This is a genomic window from Mycobacterium sp. NGS62, assembly GCF_059812285.1.
On record NZ_JCALCK010000002.1, the window covers coordinates 485579 to 498996 of the forward strand.

The 13418-nt window shown below is 66.7% G+C and carries 13 protein-coding genes; 8 read left to right on the plus strand and 5 right to left on the minus strand.

Annotated features, from left to right (window positions below; translation table 11 throughout):
• Positions 1–17 precede the first annotated feature (17 nt).
• Genes AC5Y49_RS07240 through AC5Y49_RS07255 form a run of 4 tightly spaced genes read left to right on the plus strand, consistent with a single transcriptional unit; the run spans position 18 to position 2762 of the window.
• Positions 18–962 carry a thiamine-phosphate kinase gene (locus AC5Y49_RS07240; protein ID WP_499885355.1) on the plus strand — a complete coding sequence of 315 codons (945 nt, stop codon included), beginning with the start codon at positions 18–20 and terminating at the stop codon, positions 960–962.
• Between the two features lie 9 nt (positions 963–971).
• Complete coding sequence (locus AC5Y49_RS07245) at positions 972–1262, plus strand: DUF1330 domain-containing protein (protein WP_499885358.1); 291 nt, start codon at positions 972–974, stop codon at positions 1260–1262.
• A complete protein-coding gene (locus AC5Y49_RS07250; protein ID WP_499885360.1) occupies positions 1259–1942 on the plus strand; it encodes a uracil-DNA glycosylase in 684 nt (227 codons plus the stop codon). The genes AC5Y49_RS07245 and AC5Y49_RS07250 overlap by 4 nt, the downstream gene beginning before the upstream one ends.
• Positions 1943–1982: 40 nt before the next feature.
• Entirely contained in the window at positions 1983–2762 is a 780-nt protein-coding gene (locus AC5Y49_RS07255; RefSeq protein WP_499885364.1) for a DUF2127 domain-containing protein, read from the plus strand.
• On the opposite strand, the gene rpmB is transcribed toward AC5Y49_RS07255, so the two are convergent.
• A complete protein-coding gene (gene rpmB, locus AC5Y49_RS07260; RefSeq protein ID WP_065014327.1) occupies positions 2759–2953 on the minus strand; it encodes a 50S ribosomal protein L28 in 195 nt (64 codons plus the stop codon). The two genes, AC5Y49_RS07255 and rpmB, sit on opposite strands and share 4 nt — an antisense overlap.
• 242 nt (positions 2954–3195) lie before the next feature.
• On the opposite strand from rpmB, the gene AC5Y49_RS07265 reads away from it, so the two are divergent.
• Genes AC5Y49_RS07265 through AC5Y49_RS07275 form a run of 3 tightly spaced genes read left to right on the plus strand, consistent with a single transcriptional unit; the run spans position 3196 to position 7813 of the window.
• The gene (locus AC5Y49_RS07265; RefSeq protein WP_499885367.1) at positions 3196–4881 is read left to right on the plus strand and encodes a DAK2 domain-containing protein; all 1686 of its coding nucleotides are present in this window, start codon (positions 3196–3198) and stop codon (positions 4879–4881) included.
• Between the two features lie 2 nt (positions 4882–4883).
• Positions 4884–7103 (plus strand): ATP-dependent DNA helicase RecG, encoded by a 2220-nt coding sequence (gene recG / locus AC5Y49_RS07270; protein ID WP_499885369.1) that lies wholly within the window; start codon positions 4884–4886, stop codon positions 7101–7103.
• Positions 7100–7813 carry an HNH endonuclease family protein gene (locus tag AC5Y49_RS07275; protein ID WP_499885371.1) on the plus strand — a complete coding sequence of 238 codons (714 nt, stop codon included), beginning with the start codon at positions 7100–7102 and terminating at the stop codon, positions 7811–7813. The genes recG and AC5Y49_RS07275 overlap by 4 nt, the downstream gene beginning before the upstream one ends.
• 7 nt (positions 7814–7820) lie before the next feature.
• Here AC5Y49_RS07275 and AC5Y49_RS07280 read toward each other — a convergent pair whose 3' ends face one another.
• The 4 genes from AC5Y49_RS07280 to AC5Y49_RS07295 are packed head-to-tail and all read right to left on the minus strand — an operon-like array spanning position 7821 to position 12323.
• On the minus strand, positions 7821–8450 hold the full coding sequence (locus AC5Y49_RS07280) for a DUF5134 domain-containing protein (protein ID WP_499885374.1): 630 nt from the start codon (positions 8448–8450) through the stop codon (positions 7821–7823).
• 31 nt (positions 8451–8481) lie between these two features.
• Complete coding sequence (locus tag AC5Y49_RS07285; protein WP_499885376.1) at positions 8482–10581, minus strand: heavy metal translocating P-type ATPase; 2100 nt, start codon at positions 10579–10581, stop codon at positions 8482–8484.
• 58 nt (positions 10582–10639) lie between these two features.
• Positions 10640–11485 (minus strand): aldo/keto reductase, encoded by an 846-nt coding sequence (locus AC5Y49_RS07290; RefSeq protein WP_499885378.1) that lies wholly within the window; start codon positions 11483–11485, stop codon positions 10640–10642.
• 4 nt (positions 11486–11489) lie between these two features.
• Positions 11490–12323 carry an aldo/keto reductase gene (locus tag AC5Y49_RS07295; RefSeq protein WP_499885380.1) on the minus strand — a complete coding sequence of 278 codons (834 nt, stop codon included), beginning with the start codon at positions 12321–12323 and terminating at the stop codon, positions 11490–11492.
• Here AC5Y49_RS07295 and AC5Y49_RS07300 point away from each other — a divergent pair.
• Positions 12322–13389, plus strand: a complete 1068-nt coding sequence (locus AC5Y49_RS07300) for an alpha/beta hydrolase (RefSeq protein ID WP_499885384.1) — start codon at positions 12322–12324, stop codon at positions 13387–13389. The two genes, AC5Y49_RS07295 and AC5Y49_RS07300, sit on opposite strands and share 2 nt — an antisense overlap.
• Positions 13390–13418: the final 29 nt, after the last annotated feature.

Consider the following 13418-nt stretch of genomic DNA (forward strand, 5'->3'; position numbering starts at 1 on the left):
ACCCGCCAGGAGGTGGCGTGAGCACTCTGGGCGACCTCGGCGAGTTCGGCATGATCGGCCAGCTGGTGGCTGGCCGACGGCAGCCGGATGCCGTTGCTCTCGGACCGGGTGATGACGCCGCGCTGGTGCTCGCCGGCGACGGGCGGGTCGCGGTGTCGACGGACATGCTCGTGCAGGGGCGCCACTTTCGGTTGGACTGGTCGACACCGCACGACGTCGGCCGCAAAGCCGTCGCCCAAAACGCCGCCGACATCGAGGCAATGGGTGGGCGGCCGACCGCGTTCGTCGTCGGGTTCGGCGCACCACCGCAAACACCGGTCGCAGACGTCAGCGCGCTGGCGGATGGGATGTGGCAGGAGGCCGAACGGGTGGGCGCCGGCATCGCCGGCGGAGATCTGGTCAGCTGCCCGCAATGGGTGGTCGCGGTGACGGTGCTCGGTGACCTCGGCGGCCGCGCGCCGGTGCGGCGCGCCGGGGCGCGGCCCGGGTCGCGCATCGCCGTCGCCGGTCAGCTCGGGCGATCGGCAGCCGGATATGCGCTGTGGCACAGCGGTATCGAAGGTTTCGACGACTTGCGGCGGCGACATCTGGTTCCGCAACCGCCCTATGGGCAGGGCCGCGCCGCCGCCGAGGCCGGCGCCGGGGCGATGATCGATGTGTCCGACGGTCTGGTAGCCGATCTGGGCCACCTCGCCGAATCGTCGGGCGTTGGCATCGACCTGGACACCAGCGCATTGTCGGCCGACCGCGACGCGGTGGCGGCCGCCGCCGAGACCATGAGCGCCGACCCGTGGTCGTGGGTGCTCGGCGGGGGAGAAGACCATGCACTGGTGGCTGCGTTCGCCGGCCCGGTCCCCGCTGACTGGCGTGTCATCGGGCGGGTGCTCCACGGCCCGGCCCGCGTGCTCGTCGACGGGAACGACTGGACGGGATATGCGGGCTGGGAATCCTTTGCCCGCTAAGGTGACGCGGTGACCGTCTATGCCATTGCCCAGCTGCGGTTCACCGATCGAGCCGCCTACGACCGGTATCAGTCGAAATTCATGGAGGTGTTCAATCGCCATCCGGGAACGTTGTTGGCGGCCGACGAGTCACCGCAGGTGGTGGAGGGCCGCTGGGATCGCGAGAAGGTAGTCCTGATGTCCTTCCCCGACGAGCAGGCTTTCCGTCGCTGGGCCGAATCGCCCGAGTACCAAGACATTTCGACGGATCGTCGTGCGGGTGCCGATACGGTGGTGCTGCTGGTGAAAGGCCTGACGTGACCGCGCTGCCGCTCGCTGAGCTTGTCGAAGACGGCTGGGCAGGTGCCCTGGAACCGGTAGCCGCAAAGGTCGCCGAGATGGGGCAGTTCCTGCGCGCGGAGATCGCGGCCGGCCGGCGCTACCTGCCGGCGGGACAGAATGTCTTGCGCGCCTTCACTTTCCCGTTCGACCAGGTGCGGGTTTTGATCGTCGGCCAGGACCCGTATCCGACGCCTGGGCATGCAGTCGGCTTGAGCTTTTCGGTGGCCCAACAAGTCCGGCCACTGCCGCGCAGCCTGGACAACATCTTCGCCGAATACACCAAAGACCTTGGCCATCCCGCGCCGTCGTGCGGTGATCTCACGCCGTGGGCGCAACGCGGGGTGATGCTGCTCAACCGGGTGCTGACAGTGCAGCCGGGCAAGGCGGCATCGCACCGGGGCAAGGGCTGGGAGGCCGTCACCGAGTGCGCCATCCGCGCGCTGGTGGATCGGCGCAAACCGATGGTGGCTATTTTGTGGGGCCGTGATGCCTCGACGCTCAAACCGATGCTGGCCGGCCAAGACTGTGTCGCAATCGAATCGCCGCACCCCTCGCCGCTGTCGGCATCGCGCGGATTTTTCGGCTCGCGTCCGTTCAGCCGCGCCAACGACTTGCTGATCCAGATGGGCGCCGAACCGATCGACTGGCGATTGCCCTGACTCGCTGCGGTTCCCGCCGCCAGAACACTAGCGTTCGAGCATGGTGGATTTCGCTTTGCGCTCATGCGGATTGCGCGGGCATGCGACATTCGCGCCCGACGAGCCGGCGCTTCGGGAGCGGCTGAAGGTCGATACACCGGTCGGGGAGGCATGGCGTTGTCTGCGATGCGAAACCTTTGTGGTCGGCGCACCGCGCCAGCGCGGTCCGGCAGACACCGCACCGGAAGTGCCGCGCGGGCGATTGTTACGGGACCGGACGTTGATGCGAGCCCTCGCCGTGGAACGCGCGATTCGAGGCATCATCGTGCTGCTCGTGGCCGCCGGTGTGCTCAAGGTCCGCGGTTCACGCGAACGGTTGCAACAGGCCTTCGAGCAGGATCTCCCTCTCCTTCGTCCGTTGGCCAACCAGCTCAGCTGGGACCCGGACAACTCGAAAATCGTCCGCCACATCGGTCACGCGCTCACGCTGTCGTCGTCGACGTTGCTGTGGATCGTGCTGGGCCTGGCCGCGTATGCCCTGATCGAGTTCGTCGAAGCCGTCGGATTGTGGCTGGTGCAAAGGTGGGGCGAGTACTTCGCGGTGATCGCGACCAGCGTTTTCCTGCCGCTGGAAATTTACGAACTCACCGAAAAGGTGACAACGCTGCGAGTAGCCGCGCTGCTGGTCAACATCATCGCGGTGATCTGGCTGCTGTGGAGCAAACGGCTGTTCGGGCTCAACGGCGGCGCGCAGGCGTACCACAAGGAACATCGGGAAGAAAGCTTGTTGACCGTCGAACGTGCCGGCCTACGGGAAGCTGGCCGGGCTGAGGACAGCTAACCGCGGCTGACTTTGCCCGCCTTGATGCACGAGGTGCACACGTTGAGCCGCTGCTTGTTACCGCCGGGGCGAGTCACGGCGCGCACGGTCTGGATGTTGGGATCCCAGCGGCGGCTGGTCCGGCGATGCGAGTGCGACACCGACTTGCCGAAGCCGGGGCCCTTTCCGCAGATGTCGCAGACGGCGGCCATGTGTATAACTCCTCGAGTCTCTTGGGCCGGGGCAGGTAGCCCTGCTCCTCCTCAGGCCGTTCCGGCCTGCATCGTCGCAGCGCGCAACCGAACGACTGGGTGGCCCGAACAACCTGGCCAGAATAGCCGCCGTGCGGCGCAAGCGCCAAAACGACCAACAACCCCAGGACACCTTATGACCAGTCCTGTCGTTGTCACTGGTTAGGCTTGCGCCCACCGGAGGAGGCGGGAGGAGGTGACAGATGGGCGCCGAGGTGGACACGTCGGATCGCCTGCTGGACGCGTCTGCCCTGCGAGACTGGGCGCATACCGCGGTCAGCGACCTGATCACCCACATCGACGAGATCAACCGCCTCAATGTGTTCCCCGTCGCCGATTCCGACACCGGCACCAACATGCTGTTCACCATGCGCTCCGCGCTGGCTGAGGCCAACACCGAAGCAGGCTCCGGCGACGTTTCGCGAGTAGCAGCGGCGCTGTCGGCCGGCGCCCTGAACGGCGCCCGCGGCAACTCTGGAGTGATCCTGTCCCAGATCCTGCGCGGTATCGCCGACGTCACCGCGGGCGCCGCCGCCGAGGCCGAAGGTGAGCTGCACCACATCGACGCAGCGGTTCTCGGCTCGGCGTTGCGGCAGGGGGTGGCTCTGGTCGTCGCCTCGATGGGCGGCCAAGAAGTTGCCGGGACGATCGTCTCCGTGCTGCAGGCCGCCGCCGGCGCCGTGGAGCAGTGCGCGAACGTCGACGACGGGCTGGCCCGGGCGATCAGCGCCGCCGGGGACGCTGCGGTGATTGCGCTGGAGAAGACCCCGGAGCAGCTCGATGTGCTGGGCGACGCCGGCGTGGTCGACGCCGGTGGGCGCGGTTTGCTGGTTTTACTGGACGCGTTGCACTTCACCATCACCGGCCAGGCATCCGCCCGCACCGTGTACGAGCCGTCACCGCGCCGGGCATCGGCCGAGCCGGTCGCCGAGCAGCGCGCGCCGGAGTTCGAGGTGATGTACCTGTTGGAGGGTTGCGATGCCGATGGCGCGGATGCGCTGCGGGATCGACTCGCCGAGCTCGGTGATTCGGTGGCGATCGCGACCTCCGCGTCGGAGGTCTCGGATGCCGTCGGCGGCTACTCGGTACACGTGCACACCGACGATGCCGGCGCCGCAGTGGAGGCGGGTCTGGCATTCGGCAGCCCGCGCCGGATCCAGATCTCGGCGCTGACCGGCGGCGCGACCGGGATACCACCGGGCAGCTGGACGCGGGAACGGGCCGTGCTGGCCGTCGTCGACGGGGAAGGCGCGGCACAGCTGTTCGCGGGGGAGGGCGCCTGTGTGCTGCAACCGGATCCCGACGCCGCCGACCCATCCACCGTCGTCAGTGCCCAGCAACTGCTGCGCGCAGTGGTGGACACCGGTGCGGCACAAGTGATGGTGCTGCCCAACGGGTATGTGGCCGCCGAAGAACTGGTCGCCGGCTGCACCGCGGCCATCGGTTGGGGCATCGACGTGGTGCCGTTGCCGACCGGGTCGATGGTGCAGGGGCTGGCCGCCCTCGCGGTCCATGAACCCGGCCGGCCGGCCGTCGACGACGGCTACACCATGGCCCACGCCGCCGGGGGTGCGCGGCACGGGTCGGTGCGCATTGCGACCGAGAAGGCGTTGACGTTCGCCGGACCCTGCGAGCCGGGCGACGGCCTGGGCATCGCCGGCGACGAGGTGCTGATCGTGGCCCCGGACATCACCGCGGCGGCAATCGGTTTGATCGATCTGCTGCTGGCAGCCGGCGGTGAGCTGATGACGGTATTGACCGGTGCCGCTGTCGACGCCGCGGTCGGGGACGCCCTCCAACAGCACGTCCACGACGACCATCCCGGCACCGAGCTGGTGACCTACTGCACCGGGCATCGGGGTGACGCGCTGCTGATCGGGGTGGAGTAGCGATGGCGGCGCTGACCGACCGACTGGATTACGTACTCGGCGCCAAATCCGCCGGACCCCTCGACGACGTGTTCGGTATCCGCACCGTCGACGACCTCTTGCGGCACTACCCGCGCAGCTACATCGAAGGCACCACGGTTCGCGGTGTCGGCCCCGAACGGCCGCCGGCGGGCGAGCATGTCACGCTTGTCGACACCATCACCGGCGCGGAGACACGGTGGACGACCAAGAAGCCCAAGATAAAATATCTGGTCATCACCATCGGCTCCGGGCGAAACAAGGTGACCGCCACGTTCTTTCACGTCAAGAAGTGGACCGAGCAGCGGCTCGCCAAAGGAGCGCGAGTCATGCTGTCCGGGGAGGTGGGGTATTTCCGGAACGCCATGCAACTCACCCACCCCGACTTCCTCGTGCTGAACTCCCCGGACGGCAAAGACCACGGCAGCAGGTCACTGCGGATGATTGCCAAGGCGTCGCAGGCAGTCAGCGGCGAGGTGCTGCAGTCGGCGTTCGAGCGGGCGTTTTACCCGATCTATCCGGCTAGCACGAAAGTGCAAAGCTGGGACATCTACTCGTGCGTGCGTCAGGTGCTCGCGGTGCTCGACCCGGTCCCCGATCCGCTGCCTGACGTGGTGCTCGCCGAGCACGATCTGATCTCCGAGGACCGCGCGCTGCGGGCGATTCATCTGGCCGAGGACGAAGCCGAGCGGCGACGCGCCCGGCAGCGGCTGACCTTCGACGAAGCCATGGGCCTGCAATGGGCGCTGGTGACGCGCAGGCACGGTGAACTTTCGGAATCCGGTCCGGCCGCGCCGCCACACCCGGACGGCTTGGCGCAAGAACTGTTGCGGCAGTTGCCGTTCGAGTTGACCGCCGGCCAGCGTAACGTGCTCCAGACGTTGACCCGCGAAATCGATGCGACCCGCCCGATGAATCGGCTGCTCCAGGGTGAAGTCGGCTCGGGCAAGACCATCCTCGCGGTGCTCGCCATGTTGCAGATGGTCGACGCCGGCTACCAGTGCGCGCTGTTGGCGCCGACGGAAGTCCTTGCCACACAGCATGTCCGGTCTATCCGCGATGTGCTGGGCCCGCTGGCGATGGGCGGCCAGCTCGGCGGAGTGGACCACGCTACCCGGATCGGGCTGCTCACTGGGTCGATGTCGGCAGGGCAGAAGAAACAGGCTCGCGACGAGATCACCTCCGGGCAGGTGGGTGTCGTCGTCGGGACTCACGCGCTGTTGCAGGACGCAGTCGAGTTTCACCGGCTGGGCATGGTAGTGGTCGACGAGCAGCATCGGTTCGGCGTCGAGCAACGAGACCAATTGCGCGCCAAGGCTCCCGCCGGTATCACGCCGCACCTGCTGGTGATGACCGCAACGCCGATCCCGCGGACCGTTGCGCTGACGGTTTACGGCGATCTGGAGACTTCGACCTTGCGTGAACTGCCGCGCGGGCGGCAACCGATCACCACCAAAACGATCTTCGTCAAAGACAAGCCCGCCTGGCTGGACCGCGCCTGGCAGCGCATCATCGAGGAGGTTTCGGCCGGCCGCCAAGCCTATGTGGTCGCACCCCGCATCGATGAGACCGATGAGGGCCAGACTGAGGAAGGCCAACGGCCGTCAGCGACAGCGGTAGAACTGTTCGCTCGGTTGCAGCGCCATGAGTTGGCCGGCGTGCGACTGGGGCTGATGCACGGTCGGTTACCCGCCGACGAGAAAGACGCTGTGATGACCGCGTACCGTACCGGTGAAATCGATGTGCTGGTGTGCACCACGGTGATTGAGGTCGGCGTCGACGTCCCGAACGCGACGGTGATGCTCGTGATGGACGCCGACCGCTTTGGCATCAGCCAGTTGCATCAACTGCGGGGCCGCATCGGCCGCGGTGCGCATCCCAGCCTGTGCCTGCTGGCGAGCTGGTCGTCGCCGAATTCGCACGCCGGAGCGCGACTGGCTGCCGTCGCCGAGACGCTGGACGGGTTCGCATTGGCCGACCTCGACCTCAAGGAGCGGCGCGAAGGCGATGTACTGGGCCGTAACCAATCCGGCCGTGCGATTACCCTACGGCTGCTCTCACTGGCCGATCACCGGGAAATTATCGAGGCGGCGCGGGACATCTGCGAGCGCGCCTATGACGAAGACCCGGCGGACGCCGGCCTGGCGCTGCTGGCCGCACCGTTCACCGGCACCGAGCGCATCGAATACCTGGATAAATCATGACCCGGAAGTCGCTGCTCTGGCTTTCCGCGATCGCGGTGCTGGCGGTGGTGATCGCCTACCAGGTGCTGGCATCGTCGGCCGGTGATCGCGCAGAGGAGTTCGCCGCGCGCGCCGACGTCCCGACGGTGCAACCCGGCGCGGATGTGTTGGCCGGAATTGTGGTGGTGCCCAGCAGGGTCCACCGCTACGACTACCGGCGTGACGCGTTCGGCGACGCCTGGACCGACGACAACGACGCGCCCGATGGGCACAACGGATGCGACACCCGCGACGACATCCTCAACCGCGATCTAGTCGACAAGACCTATGTGTTCATCAAACGCTGCCCGGACGCCGTGGCGACCGGCACGCTGCACGACCCCTACACCAATGCCACCGTCGACTTTCGGCGCGGCGCACGGGTGGGCGCATCGGTGCAGATCGACCACATCGTCCCGCTGGCGCTGGCCTGGGACATGGGCGCCTATGCCTGGCCGTTTCCGCAGCGGCTGCGCTTCGCCAACAATCCGGCCAACCTGCTGGCGGTCGCCGGAAAAGCCAACGAGGACAAGAGCGATTCCCAACCGGCGTTGTGGATGCCGCCCAACACCGCGTTCTGGTGCCAGTACGGCATGCAGTTCATCGCCGTGCTGCGTGGTTACGCGCTGCCGACCGACCAGACGTCGGCCGAGGTGCTGCGCCAGGCGGCCGACAAGTGTCCGGTCGGATAGCGAGGCGCTACATCATCAGCCCGAACATCATGGCTATGCCGGCGGCAATGATCGCCTGACAGAGCAATCCCAGCTGCGCCAAACCCGGGTGTGCTGGCTGTACGGTGCGCGACAGCGGGTTGGCCCTGCATGCCACGAAGTAGCGGTAGAACCAGTACACCGTCGCCACCGCGAATCCGGCGGTCGCGATCCAGTTAACCGCGGCGATCCACCCGGGTTCGGGCCCAGTCAAAGGCATCTCCGTCCCCAGCGAGCCCGAATGGATGTGAGCGGATGATGTACTGGGCTGGCCCGGCAGGCTGCCATTCATCACTGCGTACATCCACGCCATCGCCGTCATCATCGCGGCGTTGTAGCCGTGGGAAAGTCGGCCAGAGCTAGCGCAGGACAGACGTCGTGCCGCAAACACGAACCAAACCGCCGCCAGCAGGAAGAAGACCACTGGCAAGACCTTTGGGAAGTCGATGGCGGCACGCCAGGCCATCTCAACCATTGCCAGCGACATCGCCAGATGCAACAGGTGATCGATGGTGCTGTCCCACCGATTATGATGCACGACAAGGACATACAGGTATCCGGCGATGCCGATGCCGAAGAGGACGGTGACGATCCAGCGCAGCACGAGGTCGGTGGTCAATAAACCGGACCCTGAGTCGGAGGAGGCACGGCTACCGGCGGATCGCAGCCGGTGCGGCGGCGGCGTCGACCCGAGTGGTACCGGAATCTCCACGCGCCGCATGGGCACTGGACTCCGGATTGAGGTCCAGCCGACGCAACAGCTGCGCGTTGAGCGCGACGATGACCGTCGACAGGGACATCAGGATGGCGCCGACCGACATTGGCATCACGAAGCCCACGGGGGCCAGCACACCGGCGGCCAGCGGTACCGCAATGAGGTTGTATCCCGCCGCCCACCAGAGGTTTTGCTTCATCTTGCGGTAGCTGGCCGCCGAAAGCTGGATCACCGACAGCACCGAACGCGGATCGGAGCTGGCCAGGATTACACCCGCTGAGGCGATCGCCACGTCGGTGCCCGCGCCGATGGCGATACCGACGTCCGCCTGGGCCAGGGCCGGTGCGTCGTTGACACCGTCACCGACCATCGCGACCTTCCATCCTTCGGCCTGCAACTCCGATACCTTGGCCGCCTTGTCCTCGGGCCGGACCCCGGCGAATACCCGGTCGATGCCTAGTTCACCGGCGACCGAGTGCGCGACGGCCTCGGCGTCACCGGTAATCATGACCACGTGGAGACCCAGCCGATGCAGCGCGTCGACGGCCTGGCGTGACTCCCGGCGCACTTCGTCGGCCAGCGCCAGCGCCCCGACTACAGCGTCGTCGGAGAGCACATGAAGGATGGTGGCGCCATCGTCTCGCCAATGCGTAGTCGTCGCTAATTCGGCAAGCCCGGTCTCCTCGAGTAGCCGCGGCCCGCCGACCCGGATGCGTCGGCTGCCAACCGTCGCGGTGACCCCGACTGCCGGAGACGACGCGAAATCCGTTGCAGCCGGAACACTCAGACTTCGCCCGCGGGCCGCGTGCACGATCGCGCGGGCCAGCGGATGCTCGGAATCAGCCTCGGCGGCGGCGGCCAGCGCCAGCACCTCGTCCTCGTCGTAGCCGTCGGTGGTCGCGACACCGAGCACCGCGGGCTCGCCCTTGGTCAGGGTGCCGGTCTTGTCGAAGAGCACTGCGGTGACGGTGCGCATGCTCTCCAAGGCGACGCGGTCCTTCACCAGCACGCCGCCGCGAGCGGCCCGCTCGGTGGCGATGGACACCACTAGCGGGATGGCCAGGCCCAGCGCGTGTGGGCAGGCGATGACCAGTACGGTGATTGTCCGGATCACGGCTTGGTCGGGATGACCAAGGAACCCCCAGACGATCGCGGTGAGCACACCGGCGCCCAGCGCGAACCAGAACAACCAGCCCGCCGCTCGGTCGGCCAGGAGCTGCGCGCGCGACGACGAATTCTGCGCCTCGGCCACCAGGCGCTGGATGCCCGCCACCGCGGTGTCGTCACCGACCGCGGTCACTTCCAGGCGCAACCCCGAGTCGGTCGCCACCGTGCCGGCAACGACGTGATCGCCGACCGTTCGTCGCACAGTGCGGGATTCGCCGGTCACCATCGACTCGTCCATCTCGGCCGCGCCGTCGGTGATCCGGCCATCGGCGGGCACACTCCCACCCGGGCGGACAACCACGACGTCGCCCACCTCTAGCTCCGCGGGGGCCACGCTGACGACGGAATCGCCCTCGACACGCTCGGCCTCGTCGGGCAGCAACGCGGCCAGTGAGTCAAGCGCCGACGTCGTCTGCGCCAGCGAGCGCATCTCGAGCCAGTGCCCGAGCAGCATGATGACGATCAGTAAGGCCAGTTCCCACCAGAAGTCGAGCCCGTGTGCCACCCAGCCCAAGGTCGACGCCCACGACGACACGAACGCCACCGTGATCGCGAGCCCGATCAGCAGCATCATTCCCGGTGCCCGCGAACGGATTTCGCTGACCGCACCGGTCAAAAACGGTTTGCCGCCCCACGCGTACATGATGGTGCCGAGCACCGGCGACACCCATGTCGAGCCGGAGAAGCCGGGCACGGTGTAGCCAATGATCGTGGCGAACATGCCCGAGAGTCCCACCGTGGGAACCGCCAGCACCAGCATCGTCCAGAACAACCGGCGATACTGCGCAACATGGTCGCCGTGGCCCGCATGCCCCTGATGTGACTCGTGCCCGGCATGGTCGGCATGGCTCGTCCGCGGCTCGGTCATGTCAGCCACTATATACCCCGCCGGGGTATAGTCTGACCGACGGAACCGGTGGCTCGGATTACACGCCGGTGTAGGTCAGCGGATCCTCACGCACCCGGGTGCCGTCATTGAGCCCGTTGAGGGCATCCATGTGCTCGGTGGCCAACTCGAAATCGAACACGTCGAAGTTGGCCGCGATGCGTTCGGGTTTGCTTGATCGGGGGATGACGACATTGCCCAATTGCAGGTTCCACCGGATCAGCACTTGCGCAGGTGTCCGGCTGTACTCGCCGGCAATCGACGTCACCGTCGGATGGTCGAGCAGCCTGCCGACCGCCAGCGGGCTGTAGGCCTCGGTGACGATGTTTTGCCGGGCATTGACGTCGCGCAACTCGACCTGGCTGAGCAGCGGGTGCAGCTCGATCTGGTTGACCGCCGGTGTCACAAAGGTGAGGTCGGTGACCATCGACAGATGTTCCTCGGCGAAGTTGCAGACGCCGATCGACCGGGTAAGGCCGTTTCCGCGGGACTGGATCAGGCCGCCGAAGCTATCCACATATTTGCCCAACTGCGCAGCCGGCCAATGGATCAGATACAGGTCGACATACTCGAGGCCCAACCGTTCCAGGCTGGCGTGGCAGGCCTCTTGTGCGCTGCTGAAGCCCTGGTCGGCGTTGGCCAATTTGGTCGTGACGAACAGTTCGGCGCGCGGAATCCCCGACGCGGCGATCGCGCGGCCGACGGCGGCCTCGTTGCCGTACACCGCCGCGGTGTCGATCAACCGGATCCCGATCTCCAGCGCCGCCGATACCGCGCGTTCGGTCTCGTCGTCCGACAATTCCGCGACGCCGAGGCCGAGCACCGGCATTGAGTTCTCGTCATTGAGTAATACAGAAGGGATGGAAGGGCTAGCGGCGCCCGTCATCGTCTCACCTGCCTGTGAAATTGAAGGTACGTGGATCAGGACCAAGCCGGGTCCCGTCGTCGAGCGAGGAGATCGACGCCATCTGCTCTGCGCTGAGTTCGAAATTGAACACGTCGAAATTGCTCACAATCCGCGAAGGGTTCACCGACTTCGGGATCACGATATTACCGAGTTGGATATGCCACCTAATCAACACCTGGGCAGGCGTGCGGCCGCAGCTGTCGGCGACGGCGGTAATGGTCGGGTCGGTGAGCAGCGAGCCCTGCCCGAGCGGGCTCCAGGCTTCGGTCGCGATGCCCAGGCGGGCGTGGACTTCCCGCAGCGCGGTCTGAGGCAGCCGTGGATGCAGTTCCACCTGGTTGACAGCGGGCACGATGCCGGTGGCATCGATCAGAACCTGCAGGTGCTCGGGCTCGAAATTGCTCACCCCGATGGACCGGATCCGGCCCTGGTCGCGGAGGTTGGCGAACGCCTTGAAGGTCTCGACGAATTTGTTGAGCTCAGGCAGCGGCCAATGCACCAGGTAGAGGTCGAGATAGTCGATTCCGAGCCGATCCATGCTGGCGTCGAAAGCCGCCAATGTGCTGTCGTAGCCTTGGTCGGCGTTCCACAACTTGGTGACCAAGTAGAGTTCGTCGCGGGGCACACCGGAATCCGCTACCGCACGCCCGGTCTCACGTTCATTACGGTAGGCCGCCGCTGTGTCGATATGCCGGTAACCGGCTCGCAGGGCGGCGCCCACCGCCTGCTCGGTGTCCGCAGGCGGAATTTGGAAAACACCGAATCCGACCGCCGGAACGCAATTACCGTCGTTCAGCCTGACTAGGGGAGCAGCCATGACAAGGAGTCTGCCAGGCCGCCTGCAGAACACCGCTACCAACATCGGCGTCAAGATCATCCCCTGGATCCCGACCCGCGCCAAGCGACTGCTGACCGGCGGCCGTTCGGTCACCATCGACGGCAACACACTGGATCCCACACTGCAGCTCACGCTGGCTGCGCAACGGGCGGCGGGGATCAACAGCCTGGTCGTCGACAACGACCCGAGCGCCTCGCGGGCCCAGGCCCGGATGATGTCCCTCGGGTTCGGTGGATCGCAGATTCACGTCGACGTCACCGATGTGTTGATACCGGGACCGGCCGGCGACATTCCGGCCCGCCATTACCGCCCGGCCAGCACCGAGCCGACGCCGCTACTGGTCTTCTACCACGGCGGTGGCTGGGTGATCGGCGACCTGGATACCCATGATGCGCTGTGCCGGTTGGCTTGCCGCGACGCCGATATTCACGTGCTGTCAATCGACTACCGGCTGGCGCCTGAGCATCCGGCGCCGGCCGCGGTCGAAGACGCCTATGCGGCCTTCCAATGGGCACACGAGCACGCCGGCGAACTCGGCGCCCTCCCCGGTCGGGTGGCGGTCGGGGGCGACAGTGCGGGCGGCAACCTGGCGGCGGTCGTCTCGCAGCTGGCACGCGACAACGGCGGCCCGGCGCCGGTGCTGCAGTGGCTGATCTACCCGATCACCGACCACACCGTTCCGACCCGCTCACGCACCCTCTTCGCCGACGGTTTCGTGCTGACCAAGCACGATATCGACTGGTTCCATGAGCAATACCTCGGCGGTTCTGGCGTCGAACCGGACGACGCGCGGGTGTCGCCATTGCAGGCCGACAACCTCTCGGGGCTGCCGCCCGCGCTTATCGCGATCGCGGGCTTCGACCCATTGCGCGATGAGGGCGAGCGCTATGCGAGGGCGCTGCAAGCCGCCGGCAACGCCGTCGACCTGCGTTGCTTTCGGTCACTGACGCATGTATTCGCGAACCTCTTCCCGCTCGGTGGCGGCAGTGCGACCGCGACGACCGAACTAGTCTCGGCGCTGCGCGCCCACCTCAGCCGGGTCTGAGCTCCGTTACTCTAGAGGCGCTATTGCGA

Excerpts from the sequence above, each read along its gene's own strand:
- AC5Y49_RS07255 (WP_499885364.1), top strand. The coding sequence starts at position 1,983 with ATGGTGGATTTCGCTTTGCGCTCATGCGGATTGCGCGGGCATGCGACA.
- rpmB (WP_065014327.1), bottom strand. The coding sequence starts at position 2,953 with ATGGCCGCCGTCTGCGACATCTGCGGAAAGGGCCCCGGCTTCGGCAAG.
- AC5Y49_RS07265 (WP_499885367.1), top strand. The coding sequence starts at position 3,196 with ATGGGCGCCGAGGTGGACACGTCGGATCGCCTGCTGGACGCGTCTGCC.
- recG (WP_499885369.1), top strand. The coding sequence starts at position 4,884 with ATGGCGGCGCTGACCGACCGACTGGATTACGTACTCGGCGCCAAATCC.
- AC5Y49_RS07275 (WP_499885371.1), top strand. The coding sequence starts at position 7,100 with ATGACCCGGAAGTCGCTGCTCTGGCTTTCCGCGATCGCGGTGCTGGCG.
- AC5Y49_RS07285 (WP_499885376.1), bottom strand. The coding sequence starts at position 10,581 with ATGACCGAGCCGCGGACGAGCCATGCCGACCATGCCGGGCACGAGTCA.
- AC5Y49_RS07290 (WP_499885378.1), bottom strand. The coding sequence starts at position 11,485 with ATGACGGGCGCCGCTAGCCCTTCCATCCCTTCTGTATTACTCAATGAC.
- AC5Y49_RS07300 (WP_499885384.1), top strand. The coding sequence starts at position 12,322 with ATGACAAGGAGTCTGCCAGGCCGCCTGCAGAACACCGCTACCAACATC.
- AC5Y49_RS07295 (WP_499885380.1), bottom strand. The coding sequence starts at position 12,323 with ATGGCTGCTCCCCTAGTCAGGCTGAACGACGGTAATTGCGTTCCGGCG.